This is a genomic window from Burkholderia sp. MSMB2157WGS (genome assembly GCF_001532755.1).
GTDB lineage: Bacteria > Pseudomonadota > Gammaproteobacteria > Burkholderiales > Burkholderiaceae > Burkholderia.
The window spans coordinates 161,918-175,736 of record NZ_LPJG01000053.1 but is presented as its reverse complement, the minus strand read 5'-3'; the positions used below and the strand labels follow the sequence as shown (position 1 = coordinate 175,736).

Below are 13,819 nucleotides of genomic sequence, written 5' to 3'. Positions count from 1 at the left end.
CGCGCCGTGCCCGGCCGGCACGCCGCTTGCGTCCCTTTTCCGCGTCGAAGCGCAACGGGCCCGCCTCGCGCAGGGCCGGAAGGAATGCACATCATGATCGGCCACCTCGAATTACTCGGACGCCTGCTGCTGGCCGCGCTGCTCGGCAGCGTGATCGGGCTCGAACGCGAGCGCCTGAACTGGGCCGCCGGGCTGCGCACGCACATGCTCGTGTGCGTGGGCGCCGCGCTGGTGATGCTGGTGTCGACGTTCGGCTTCGAGGACGTGCGCGGGCAAAACGGCGTCGTGCTCGATCCGTCGCGGGTCGCCGCGCAGGTGGTGTCCGGCATCGGCTTTCTGGGCGCGGGCTCGATCCTGCTGCGCGGCGAAATGGTGCGCGGGCTGACGACGGCCGCGAGCCTGTGGGCGGTGGCCGGCGTCGGGCTCGCCGCGGGCGGCGGCATGGTGGTTGCGTCGATCGGCGCAACCGCGATCGTGCTCGCGATCCTCGCGGGCGTGAAGCCGCTCGAGCGCAGCTTCATCGCGCAGCGCCAGCAGCGCACGCTGCTGCTCGTGGCCGAGCGCGGCGGGCTGACGCTCGGCACGCTGCACGAAGCGCTCGGCCCCGGCCGCGTGCGCGTGAAACGATTCATCGTCCAGCAGTCGGACGACGATCCGGACACCGACGACATCTCCGTCTCGTTCTCGCGCACGAGCGGGCCGGAATTCGCGGCGATCTGCGAGACGCTGCAAAACATCGCGTGCGTACGGACCTGTCGACCCGACACCTCGTCAAGGAGTTTCGCGTGACCCAGACCGACCTGCTCTCCTATCTCGTGACGAGCCAACTGGCCGCGCGCATGCGCAGCGGGGCCTGGCTCACGACCAGCCAACTGGTCGGCGCGTTACGCGCGTGGCTCGCGTGCCGCCACGCCGAATGCGACTGGCTGGACCGGATCAGGATCGCGCACGCGTCGGCGACGATCGCGCAGGAGATCTACGAGATCGCGGTCGCGCACGGCGATCCGCACAGCGGCGAGCGCGTGCGGCTCGACGCGGATTCGCCGGAACTGCAGGCGCTGCGTGCACGCTGCGATGCGCTGTTGCAGTGGCTCGACGGCGACCGGGACGTCGGCGCCCGATGATCGTGCCGGATCGCATCGCCCGCGCCGACGATGGTCGGCTCGACGCCGCGCCGGCGGACGGCCCGCCGCAGCACGGCCTGCTCGAGCGCGGGCGCAACTGCGACGCGATCCGCGGCGCGGACCGCTTTGCGATGCTGGTCGACGGCGACGCGTACTTCTCGACGCTGCGCGCGGCGCTGCTGCGCGCACGCCATACGGTGTTCATCGTCGGCTGGGACGTGGACAGCCGGATGCGGCTCGCGCCGGGCGGCGCCGACGACACGTTGCCCGACACGCTCGCGGCCTTTCTGCACGCGCTCGCATCCGCCCGCCACAACCTGCGCATCTACGTGCTCGCGTGGGACTTCGCGATGATCTACGCGCTGGAGCGCGACTGGCCGCCCGTGTATCGGGCCGGCTGGCGCGCGCATCGCGGCATCCGGTTCCGGCTCGACGATGCGCACCCGCGCGGCGCGTCGCATCACCAGAAGCTGGTCGTGATCGACGACCGGCTTGCCTTCGTCGGCGGCCTCGATCTGACGCGTGCCCGCTGGGACACGCCCGCGCATGCGGCCGACGACCCGCGCCGCCGCGACGAGCACGGCATGCCGTACGGGCCGTTCCACGACGTGCATGCGATGTTCGACGGCGACGCCGCCGCCGCGATCGGCGAACAGGCGCGGGCCCGCTGGCTGCAGGCATGCGGGCGCCCGATCGCGATCCGCGCGCAGCGCCATCTCGACCGGGCGGACGACGACGATCCGTGGCCGCCCGATGCGCGCGTCGACGTGCGCGACGTGCGGCTCGGCATCGCGTATACGGCGCCGCGCCACGGCGGCCGCGAGCCGGTGCGGCAGGTGCGCGCGCTCGTCGAGGACGCGATCCGCGCCGCCCAGCGGCACCTGTATGTCGAAAACCAGTACTTCACCGCGGCGGTCGTGCGCGAAACGTTGTCCGCGCGCCTCGCCGACGCGCACGGGCCGGACGTGACGGTCGTCGCGCCGCGCGTGCAGAGCGGCTGGCTGCAGGAAGCGACGATGGGCGTGCTGCGCGCGCGGCTGCACGCGACGCTCGCGTCGGCCGACCGCTTCGACCGCTACCGGCTGCTGTATCCGCACGTCGACGGGCTCGGCGACGCGTGCGTGAACGTGCACAGCAAGGTCGCGATCGTCGACGACGAATGCATCGTGATCGGCAGCGCGAACCTGAACAACCGCTCGATGCTGCTCGATACCGAATGCTGCATCGCGCTCGTCGCGGCCGGCGACGCCCGCATTCGCGGCGCGATCGCGCGCATGCGCGAGCGGCTGCTGGCCGAGCATCTCGGCACGACGCCCGATGCGGTGGCCAACGCGTTCGCGTGCGGGGAACGGCCCAACGTCGTGCTCGACCGGCTGCGCGCGAAGCCGGGCCGCACGCTGCGCACGCTCGACCCGGCCGTGTCGCCGCAATTCGAGGCGCTCGTGCCGGTCAGCGCGCGGCTCGACCCCGAGCAGCCGATCGAGCCGGACCGGTTCGTCCGCGAATTCGTGCCGCACGAGCAGCATCGCTCGCTCACCGCGCGCTTTTTCGTGCTGGGGGCGATCGTGCTCGCCATCGCCGCGCTGGCGCTCGCGTGGCGCTTCACGCCGCTGGGTGCGTACCTGAACGTCGCGTCGCTGTCCCGCGCGGTGGCCGGCATCGCGCGGCTGCCGGCCGCGCCGGTGCTGCTGCTCGCGGCCTACGTGGTCGCGGCGGCCTGCGCGGTGCCGATCACGCTGCTGATCGCCGCGACGGGGCTCGTGTTCGGCGCGTGGCCGGGCTTCGCGTATGCGGGGGTCGGCTCGATGGCGGCCGCCGCGGCGACCTACGCGCTCGGTCGCTGGCTCGGACGCGACGCGGTGCGCCGGCTCGCCGGCCCGCGTGCGAACCGGCTGAGCGAGCACATCGGCCGGCGCGGCGTGGTCGCGATGGCCGTGCTGCGGCTGCTGCCGATCGCACCGTTCACCGTCGTGAACCTCGTCGCCGGCGCGTCGCACATCGGGCTGCGCGACTTCCTGATCGGCACCGCGCTCGGGATGCTGCCCGGCATCGTGCTGACCGTCACGTTCGCGCACCAGTTGACTGCCGCGCTCAGCCATCCCGGACCGGGCGCGTTCGCGTGGCTCGCGGCGATCGGCCTCGCGCTGGTGGGCGTGTCGATCCTGCTCGTGAGGGTGCTGCGACGATGGCGCTGAGCACACACGCGGCCCCGCCGCCGCACGTCGTCGCCGCCGACGCGGCGCCCGTCGCCGCGCCGGGCGGACGCGACTTGCGGATCGCGACCTACAACATCCGCGGCGGCTACGGCGTGTGGCACGCGCGCGCGGCCGACCGAATCGCGGCGGTGATCGACGAGCTCGACGCGGACGTGATCGCGCTGCAGGAAGTGCCGCTCGGCGGCACGCGTGCGCCGGACGTGCTCGCGCACCTGCGCGACGCGACCGGCATGCACGCGGTGGCCGGCCCGACGATCGACACGCCGGAGCGCCGCTACGGCAACGCGGTGCTGTCGCGCTGCCCGATCCGCGCGGCGCGCACGCTCGACCTGTCGTTCCACCCGCGCGAGCCGCGCGGCGCGCTCGACGCCGACATCGATTGCAGCGCCGGCCCGATCCGCGTGGTCGCGACCCATCTCGGGCTGTCGGCCAGCGAGCGCAGCGCGCAGGTGCAGCGGCTGCTCGCGGCGTTCGACACGGGCGCGATGCCGGTGATCCTGCTCGGCGACATCAACGAATGGTTCGTGCGCGGCCGCGCGCTGCAGGCGCTCGTCACGCGGTTCCGGCGCGCGCCTGCGCCGCGCACGTTCCCGACCGTGTGGCCGGTGTTCTCGCTGGACCGGATCTGGATCCATCCGGGCGAGCTGCTGGTGGACGTGGTCGTGCATCGCAGCGCGCGGGCGCGGCACGCGTCCGATCACTACCCGCTGGTGGCGCGGATGCGCGCGACGCCCGCGACGGGCACGGCGCTTGCGCGGTGAGCTTTTTTCGATCCGACGGAGCCCGCTCATGCGAACCGACGCCCTCGACGGAAAGGATCTCGATTACTGGTGCGCCCGCGCGTTGTGCGCGGATGACGAAGACACGCTGCGCTTCACGGCCGTCTCGCCCACCGTCGTCGTGACGGCCGCATGCGACGCGCTCCGGCATCTCGACGCGCCGTTCGCGCCTTCGGCGTCGTGGGCCGATGCGGGCGCGGTGCTCGATCGCGTGATCGACCTTCGGATCGCCGGCCACGGCGACACCGTCGAATGCGACGCGACCTTCGTCGACGGCCCATCGACCTGCGGCGCCCGCGGCCGCACGGCCCGCGAAGCGCTGCTGCGTGCGTTCGTGCGCGCGCGCTTCGGCGACGAGGTGGGCGAGCCGCCGCCGTTCCCGCACCGGATCGAACATGGCGCGGTGGTGCGGTATGACCCGGGGGTGCCGATTCCAACTTCGGACGACGACCCGGCGGCCGGCGATCCGGCGGCCGGCGACAGTTCGGATATTCGGTCGATTCCGCGCATGTGAGTGCAGGCGCGAGTCGGCGGTCATGTAAAAACGACAGTCCCCTTCAATCCGCATTCCCGCCGACGCCTGCCCGGCCGGCGGTCGCGCAGCAGGCACGCGCGTTGCGACGCACCGGCTTTACCGCTCGCCGCCACTCGCCCGCGCCACGCCATGGACTCCACACCGCCGTTCGCTCCGCACCTCTACTTCTGCGACGCCCGCCTCGTGGGGCCGCTCGACGCGTGGCCGGCCACCTTCGCGCATATCGCCGGCATGGGCTTCGATCACGTGCTCGTCGGTGCGTTCTGGGCCGCGAGCGTCGCCGGCTTTCCGCGCCACGTGGCCGATTTCCGGCGGCCGGCGCAGTCGTTCGCGACGCGCGCGAGCGCACTCGAAACCTTCTCGCGGCTCGCGCAACTGGCGAAGGGCCACGGGCTGCGCCTGCTGCTCGAAGTCGTGCCGGATCGCATCGCACGCGAGAACCCGCTGCGCGCCGACCATCCCGACTGGTACGTCGAGCACACGCACGACGACGCGCTGATCGACCCGCGCGGCACCGCGCACGCACTGGATATCGCGCAGGCGAACGCCGGCGACGCAGCGGCGCGCGACGCGCTCTCGGCATGGTGGTGCGCGCATCTCGCGACGTTCGCCGACGCGGGCGCGGCCGGCTTCCTGATCGACGCCCCCCATCATCTGCCGGCCGACTGGTGGCCCGGCTGGCGCGCGGCGCTGCGCCGTGCGCGCCCGGACGTCGCCGTGCTCGCCGGCGTGCCCGGCCATGCGCGCGACGCGCTCGCGCAGCTCGAAACCGCCGGCTTCGACGCGGTGTTCTCCTCGGTGCGCTGGTGGGACCTGCGCGCGCCGTGGTTCGCGGACGAACACCGGCTGCTGCGGCGCATCGGCGCGCCGATCGCGTTTCCCGATGCGCCGGACGGCCCGCGTCTCGCCGACGACTGGCCCGACGCACCCGACGACACCGTCGCCCGCGCGTATCGCCGCGCGCTGTGGACGGCCGCCGCCGTCGGCACCGGCTGGCTCGTGCCGATGGGCTTCGAGCGCGGTGTGACGGTGCCGCTGATGGCCCGCGACGCGGATGCCGAACGCTACCGCGCCGCGTTCGAGCACGCCCGTTTCGACCTGTCGGGCACCGTCGCCGATGCGAATGCGTGGCGCCGCGCCACGCCCGTCGTGGCGACCCGCGGCGAGATCGTGCAACTGAGCGCGACGGGCGCGCATGCGACCGCGCTGCTGCGCGGCACCGGCCCGTTGCTCGAACACGACGACACGGCGTTGCTGATCGCGTTGAATCCCGATCTCGACGCTCCGGCCACGGTCGATCCGGCGACGATCCTGCCCGGCGTGCCGGGCGGTTTCACGCGCGTCGCCACGCACGACGGCGCGCACACGCATCCGCCGGCCGCGCTCGAGCCGTTCACGCTCGCGCCCGGCGCGTATGCGCTGCTGCACGCGTGGCAGGCGCCGCCCGTCACCGCGCGCCCCGACGCCGCGCGCGAGCGCACCGTGCTGTCGGCGGCGCTCGCGGCCGACCGGATCGCGATCGAGCGCGTCGAGCCGTCGGTCGACGACGGCCGCTTCGCGATCAAGCGCGTGATCGGCGAGCCGCTCGTCGTTCGTGCGTCGATCTTCACGGACGGGCACGCGCATCTGGCGGCCGTGCTCCAGTGGCGCGCCGCCGACGACGATGCCTGGCGCGAAATCCCGTTCGAAGCCGAGCCGAACGACCGTTGGCATGCGCGCGTCATGCTCGACCGGCTCGGTCGCCATGAATTTCGCGTGCTCGCGTGGCGCGACGACTGGGCGTCGCTGGTCACCGACATCGCGAAGAAGCGGGCGGCCGGCCAGGACGTGACGCTGGAGGTGCGCGAAGCGCAACTGCTGCTCGCGACCGCGCTGAAGCTCGCCGAGCCGGCCGATCCGCGCGCGGTCGCGCAGATGGAACGGCTCGCCGCCGAGCTCAAGGACGCGTCGCCCGACGACCGCCTCGCGCTGATCGGCGCGCCCGCGCTCGCCGACGCGTTCGCGGCGCTGCGCTACCGCCCGTTCGTCACGCACGACGCGACGACCTACCCGGTCGACGTCGAGCGCCGCAAGGCTCGCTTCTCGAGCTGGTACGAAATGTTTCCGCGCTCGGCGAGCGACGACCCGCACCGGCACGGCACGTTCGACGACGTGATCGCCCATCTGCCGCGCATCCGCGACATGGGTTTCGACGTGCTGTATTTCCCGCCGATCCACCCGATCGGCACGTCCGCCCGCAAGGGCCGCAACAACAGCCTCACCGCCGGCCCCGACGACGTCGGCAGCCCGTACGCGATCGGCTCCCCCGACGGCGGGCACACGGCCGTGCATCCGCAACTCGGCACGCTCGAATCGTTCCGCGCGCTGGTCGACGCCGCGCGCGGGCACGGGCTCGAGATCGCGCTCGATTTCGCGATCCAGTGCTCGCCCGACCATCCGTGGCTCGCCGCGCATCCGGGCTGGTTCGCATGGCGGCCCGACGGCTCGCTGCGGTTCGCGGAGAATCCGCCGAAGCGCTACCAGGACATCGTGAACCCCGATTTCTACGCGCCGGACGCGCTGCCCGACCTGTGGCTCGCGCTGCGCGACGCGGTGCTGTTCTGGGTCGACGCGGGCGTGCGGATCTTCCGCGTCGACAATCCGCACACGAAGCCGCTGCCGTTCTGGGCGTGGATGATCGCCGACGTGCGCGGCCGGCATCCGGACGTCGTGTTCCTGTCCGAGGCGTTTACGCGGCCGGGGATGATGTACCGGCTCGCCAAGGTCGGCTTCTCGCAGTCGTACACGTACTTCACGTGGCGCGAGTCGAAGCGCGACTTCATCGACTATCTGACCGAGCTGACGGCCGGCCCCGCGCGCGAATTCTTCCGGCCGAACTTCTTCGTCAACACGCCCGACATCAACCCGCGCCACCTGCAGAACGCGCCGCGCTCGCAGTTCGTGATCCGCGCGGCGCTCGCGGCGACGCTGGCCGGCTCGTGGGGCCTGTACTCGGGCTTCGAGCTCGGCGAATCGGCGCCGCTGCCGGACAGCGAGGAATACGCGGATGCCGAGAAATACGAGCTGCGCGCGCGCGACTGGAGCAAGGCCGCGCACATCGGCACGGAAATCGCGCGGCTGAACCGCGCGCGGCGCGATCATCCGGCGCTGCAGACGCATCTCGGGCTCGCGTTCGTCGAGGCCGACAACGATTCGGTGCTCGTCTTCACGAAGGCGACGCCCGCGTTCGACAGCGTGGTGGCCGTCGCGATCAGCCTCGACCCGTGGCATCCGCAGGCCGCGAACTTCACGCTCGATGCGGCGCTGTGGCGCGGCCTCGGGCTGGCCGACGGCGAACCGCTCGATGCGCTCGAACAGGACGCCGCGCACGCGGAAACCTGGCGCGGTCATCGCCAGTACGTGTCGCTCGATCCGCACGTGCGGCCCTACGCAATCTGGCGGCTCGCGCCGTCTCCGGGCGCCGCGCGGGCAGCGGCGCCCGCAGCGGACGACGCCCGACCCTCCTCGGGAGCCCACGGATGATGAAACGCGAAGATTCCCTCGACGACGTACGGCGCGCGCAGTTCCCGTCGCTCGCGCCGGCCGGCACGCCGCGCCGGCGCCGCGCGCGCCGCCGCGAAACCGCGCTCTGTGCGGACGATCCGCTGTGGTACAAGGACGCGATCATCTACCAGGTGCACGTGAAGTCGTTCTACGACTCGAACAACGACGGCATCGGCGATTTCCCCGGCCTGATCGCGAAGCTCGACTACATCGCCGAACTCGGCGTCGACACGATCTGGCTGCTGCCGTTCTATCCGTCGCCGCGCCGCGACGACGGCTACGACATCGCCGACTACCGCGACGTGCATCCCGACTACGGCACGCTGGCCGACGTGCGGCGTTTCATCCGCGAAGCGCATGCGCGCGGCATCCGCGTGATCGCCGAGCTCGTGATCAACCACACGTCGGACCAGCACCCGTGGTTCCAGCGCGCGCGCCGCGCGAAGCCGGGCTCCACGCATCGCGACTATTACGTGTGGTCCGACACCGACACGAAATACGCGGGCACGCGGATCATCTTTCTGGATACCGAAACGTCGAACTGGACCCACGACCCGGTGGCCGGCCAGTACTACTGGCACCGCTTCTATTCGCACCAGCCGGACCTGAACTTCGACAACCCGGCCGTCGTGCGCGAAGTGATCCAGGTGATGCGCTTCTGGCTCGACCTCGGCATCGACGGGCTGCGGCTCGATGCGGTGCCGTATCTGGTCGAGCGCGAAGGCACGAACAACGAGAACCTGCCGGAGACGCATGCGATCCTGAAGCGGATCCGCGCGACGATCGACGCCGAATATCCGAACCGGATGCTGCTCGCCGAGGCGAACCAGTGGCCGGAGGACGTGCAGGAATACTTCGGCAACGAGGACGAATGCCACATGGCGTTCCACTTCCCGCTGATGCCGCGCATCTACATGTCGATCGCGAGCGAGGATCGCTTCCCGATCCTCGACATCATGCGGCAGACGCCGGCGCTCGCGCCGAGCAACCAGTGGGCCGTGTTCCTGCGCAACCACGACGAGCTGACGCTCGAGATGGTCACCGATTCGGAACGCGACCTGCTGTGGCAGGCCTATGCGAGCGACCGGCGCGCCCGGCTGAATCTCGGCATCCGGCGCCGGCTCGCCCCGCTGATGGAGCGCGACCGGCGCCGCATCGAGCTGATCAATTCGCTGCTGCTGTCGATGCCCGGCACGCCGGTCATCTACTACGGCGACGAGCTCGGGATGGGCGACAACATCCACCTCGGCGACCGCGACGGCGTGCGCACGCCGATGCAGTGGTCGTCGGATCGCAACGGCGGCTTCTCGCGCGCCGACCCGGAACTGCTCGTGCTGCCGCCGGTGATGGGCTCGCTGTACGGCTACGACGCGGTCAACGTCGAGGCGCAGACGCGCGATCCGCATTCGCTGCTGAACTGGACGCGCCGCATCCTCGCGACGCGCCGCGCGTCGCAGGCGTTCGGGCGCGGCACGATCCGCTTCCTGCGTCCGGAGAACCGCAAGGTGCTCGCGTACCTGCGCGAGCTGGACGGTCACGAGCCGGTGCTGTGCGTCGCGAACCTGTCGCGCGCGTCGCAGGCGGTCGAACTCGATCTGTCCGAATTCGCGGGCCGCGTGCCGATCGAGATGACGTCCGATTCGCCGTTTCCGCCGATCGGCCAGCTCCCGTATCTGCTCACCTTCCCGCCGTACGGATTCCTGTGGTTCGTGCTCGCCGAGCACGGCCGCGAGCCGTCGTGGCGGCAGCCGCATGCGGAGCCGCTGCCCGAATACGTGACGCTCGTGATGCGGCGCGGCGATACGCGGCCGGACGTCTCGCAACTGCATGCGCTCGCGCACGACGCGCTCGCGTCGTGGCTCGCGCGGCGGCGCTGGTTCGCGTCGAAGGATCGCGCGATCGGCGACGCGTGGCTGAACGTCGTCACGCCGGTGGCGGACGAGCCGTTCCAGTATGCGGAGGCGTGGGTGTCCGCGAGCGACGGCGGCGTCGAACGCTACGTGGTGCCGCTCGCGACCGCGTGGGGCGGCGAGACGTCTCATCCGTTGTTCACGCAACTGGCCCTGGCGCGCGTGCGGCGCGGCCACACGGTCGGCTACCTGACCGACGCGTTCGCGCTGCCGGCGTTCGCGCGCGGGATGCTGCGCAAGCTGCGCGACGGCGCGACGGTGCCGACGGCCGACGGCGGCCGGCTCGACTTTCTTCCGGAAGACGCGCTCGCCGGGCTGGACCCGGGCGACGACGCGGAGGTGCGCTGGCTCGCGGCCGAGCAGAGCAACAGCTCGCTCGTGATCGGCGACGCGATCGTGCTGAAGCTCGTGCGCAAGGTCGCGCACGGCGTTCATCCGGAAGCGGAAATGAGCCGGCACCTGACGCGCATCGGCTATGCGAACACCGCGACGCTGGCCGGCGAAGTCGTGCACGTCGATCCGGACGGTTCGCCGCACACGGTCGCGATCCTGCAGCGCTACGTCGACAACCAGGGCGACGCATGGACGCGTTCGTTCGATTTCCTGCGGCGCGCGATCGACGAGCTCGCGCTGCCGGCCGCGGACGACGGCGAGGCCGCCGAGACGGACGAAGCGCCCGATGCGCTGCTCGGCTACGCGGCGTTCGCGGGCATCGTCGGCACGCGGCTCGGCCAGTTGCACGTCGCGCTCGCGCAGCCGTCCGACGATCCCGCGTTCGCGCCGGAACGCGCGACGCCCGAGCACGTCGACGGCTGGTGCGTGGACGCGATCGCGTCGTTCGAGCGTGCGCTAGACGTGCTGCGCACGCGGCTCGACGCGCTCGATGCGGCCACGCGCGCATCGGCCGACGCGCTGCTCGCGTCGCGCGACGCGGCCGTGCTGGCGCTCGGCGAGCTCGTGCCGCGCACGCTCGATGCGCAATGCACGCGGATTCACGGCGATTTTCATCTGGGCCAGGTGCTCGACGTGCAGGGCGACGCGCTGCTGATCGACTTCGAAGGCGAACCGGCGCGCCCGCTCGAGCGGCGTCGCGCGAAATCGCACCCGCTGCGCGACGTGGCCGGCCTGCTGCGCTCGCTGTCGTACGTGAGCGCGACCGCGCAGTTCGCGATCGAAAAAGCGCCGCCGCAAGCCGCCGGCCGCAAGCGCGCGCTGTTCGACCGCTTCGGGCAGGCCGCCGCCGACCGCTTCGTCGAATGCTATCGCGCGGCCGCCGACCTCGCGCCCGCGCGCTTCGTCGACCCGCGCTACGCGGACCGCCTGCTCGCGCTGTTCCTGATCGACAAGGCGTCGTACGAGCTGTGCTACGAAGCCTCGAACCGGCCCGACTGGCTGAGCGTGCCGGTCGGCGGGCTCGCGGCGCTGGTCGAGCGCCTGCTCGACGACGGCGTGCCGCCCGACGACGGAGAACACCCATGACCGACACGCTGTTCGAACGCGCCGACATCGACGCACTGCTCGCCGGCCGGCATCCCGACCCGTTCGCGTGCCTCGGCCCGCACGAACAGGCCGACCGGATCGTCGTGCGGGCGCTGCTACCCGGCGCCGAACGGGTGCGCGCGCTGGCGCCGGACGGCGCCGAGCTCGGCGCGCTCGCGTGCGTCGATCGCGCCGGCTGCTTCGCGGGGACGATCGCGCACGACGGCGGCTGGCCCCATTACCTGCTCGCGATCGACTGGCCCGGTGCGCACCAGGTAACCGACGACGCGTACGCATTCGGCACACTGCTCGACGATGCGGCGCTCGCGCGCTTCTCGGCCGGCGATCCGGCCGCCGTGCTCGAGTGCCTCGGCGCGACGCCCGTGCGCATCGACGATACCGACGGCGTGCGCTTCGCCGTCTGGGCGCCGAACGCGCAGCGCGTCTCGGTGGTCGGCGATTTCAACGGCTGGGACGGGCGCCGCCATCCGATGCGGCTGCGGCGGCCGTCGGGCGTGTGGGAGCTGTTCGTGCCGGGCATCGGCGCGGGCGAGCGCTACAAGTACGAGCTGCGCGCGGCCGACGGGCGCGTGCTGCCGCACAAGGCCGATCCGTGCGCGCGCGCGACCGAAGCGCCGCCGCGCACGGCGTCGGTGGTCGCCGACGTCGCGGCGCTCGACGCGTTCGCGTGGCACGACGACGGCTGGATGCAGGCGCGGCCGCGCCACGATCGCTATCGCGCGCCGTGGTCGATCTACGAGGTCCATCCGGAGTCGTGGCTGCGCATCCCCGAGGAAATGGAGCGCAGCGCGACCTGGGACGAGCTGGCCGAGCGGCTGATTCCGTACGTCAAGGGCATGGGCTTCACGCACGTCGAGTTCATGCCGATCGCCGAATACCCGTTCGGCGGCTCGTGGGGCTACCAGCCGCTCGCGCAGTTCGCGCCGTCCGCGCGCTTCGGACCGGTCGACGGCTTCGCGCGGTTCGTCGATCGCGCGCATGCGGCCGGCATCGGCGTACTCGTCGACTGGGTGCCCGCGCATTTTCCGAACGACGCGCACGGGCTCGCGCAATTCGACGGCAGCGCGCTGTACGAGCACGCCGATCCGCGCGAGGGGATGCATCCCGACTGGAACACCTGCGTGTTCAACGTCGGGCGCACGGAGGTCGGCGCATTCCTCGTCGCGTCGGCGCTCGCGTGGGCGCGCCGCTATCACGTCGACGGCATCCGCGTCGACGCGGTCGCGTCGATGCTGTACCGCGACTATTCGCGCAAGGAAGGCGAATGGGTGCCGAACGTATACGGCGGCCGCGAAAACCTCGAATCGGTCGCGTTCCTGCGCCGGTTGAACGACACGCTGCACGGCGCGGGCGCGCCGGCCGGCGTCGTCACCGTCGCGGAAGAATCGACCGCGTGGCCGGGCGTCACCGCGCCGACCGGCGACGGCGGGCTCGGCTTCGACTTCAAGTGGAACATGGGCTGGATGCACGACACGCTCGCGTATCTGCATGAAGACCCGATCCACCGCCGCTATCACCACGACCGCATGACGTTCGGGCTCGTGTACGCGTTCTCCGAGCGCTTCGTGCTGCCGCTGTCGCACGACGAGGTCGTGCACGGCAAGGGCTCGCTCGTCGCGAAGATGCCCGGCGACGCGTGGCAGCGGCTCGCGACGCTGCGCGCGTATTTCGGTTTCATGTGGGCGCATCCCGGCAAGAAGCTGCTGTTCATGGGCAGCGAATTCGCGCAATGGGCCGAGTTCGCGCACGATGCGTCGCCGCACTGGGACTTGCTCGACGCGCCCGCGCATCGCGGCGTGCAGCGGCTCGTGCGGGACCTCAACCGCGCGTACGCGGCCGAACCGGCGCTGCATGCGCTCGACTGCCATGCGGCCGGGTTCTCCTGGCTGATCGGCGACGATCGCGACAACAGCGTGTTCGCGTTCGCGCGCCGCGACGACGCGGGACACCTGGTCGTCGCCGTCTGCAACTTCACGCCCGTGCCGCGCGCCGGATACCGCCTCGGGCTGCCCGCGCCGGGTCACTGGCGCGAACTGATGAACACCGATGCCGCGTCGTACGGCGGCACCAACGCCGGCAACGACGGCGCCGTGTGGGCCGAAGCCGTGCCCGCCCATGGCGAGGCGTGGTCGGCGACCTTGCGACTGCCGCCGCTCGCCACGCTGTGGCTGACACCTGCTTGATTTACCGCGCCCTCGACACGGAGATCCGC

The 13,819-nt window shown here is 71.8% G+C and carries 8 protein-coding genes; all 8 read left to right on the top strand.

Annotated elements, in window-relative coordinates:
* Positions 1-93 precede the first annotated feature (93 nt).
* Positions 94-789: an MgtC/SapB family protein gene (locus WT53_RS30330; protein WP_034209491.1), complete on the top strand. Its 696-nt coding sequence runs from the start codon at positions 94-96 to the stop codon at positions 787-789.
* Positions 786-1,124, top strand: a complete 339-nt coding sequence (locus WT53_RS30325) for a hypothetical protein (RefSeq protein WP_034209224.1) — start codon at positions 786-788, stop codon at positions 1,122-1,124. Before WT53_RS30330 ends, WT53_RS30325 begins: the two co-directional genes overlap by 4 nt.
* The gene (locus WT53_RS30320) at positions 1,121-3,319 is read left to right on the top strand and encodes a VTT domain-containing protein (protein ID WP_060262575.1); all 2,199 of its coding nucleotides are present in this window, start codon (positions 1,121-1,123) and stop codon (positions 3,317-3,319) included. Before WT53_RS30325 ends, WT53_RS30320 begins: the two co-directional genes overlap by 4 nt.
* Positions 3,310-4,101 carry an endonuclease/exonuclease/phosphatase family protein gene (locus tag WT53_RS30315; RefSeq protein ID WP_034209226.1) on the top strand — a complete coding sequence of 264 codons (792 nt, stop codon included), beginning with the start codon at positions 3,310-3,312 and terminating at the stop codon, positions 4,099-4,101. Before WT53_RS30320 ends, WT53_RS30315 begins: the two co-directional genes overlap by 10 nt.
* 28 nt (positions 4,102-4,129) lie before the next feature.
* The gene (locus tag WT53_RS30310; protein WP_060262573.1) at positions 4,130-4,633 is read left to right on the top strand and encodes a phage protein NinX family protein; all 504 of its coding nucleotides are present in this window, start codon (positions 4,130-4,132) and stop codon (positions 4,631-4,633) included.
* A 150-nt stretch (positions 4,634-4,783) separates the two neighbouring features.
* A complete protein-coding gene (locus tag WT53_RS30305; protein ID WP_060262570.1) occupies positions 4,784-8,176 on the top strand; it encodes a maltotransferase domain-containing protein in 3,393 nt (1,130 codons plus the stop codon).
* Positions 8,176-11,586, top strand: coding sequence for a maltose alpha-D-glucosyltransferase (gene treS / locus WT53_RS30300; RefSeq protein WP_060262674.1), 3,411 nt, complete (start codon positions 8,176-8,178; stop codon positions 11,584-11,586). The genes WT53_RS30305 and treS overlap by 1 nt, the downstream gene beginning before the upstream one ends.
* On the top strand, positions 11,583-13,790 hold the full coding sequence (gene glgB, locus WT53_RS30295) for a 1,4-alpha-glucan branching protein GlgB (RefSeq protein ID WP_060262568.1): 2,208 nt from the start codon (positions 11,583-11,585) through the stop codon (positions 13,788-13,790). Before treS ends, glgB begins: the two co-directional genes overlap by 4 nt.
* Positions 13,791-13,819: the final 29 nt, after the last annotated feature.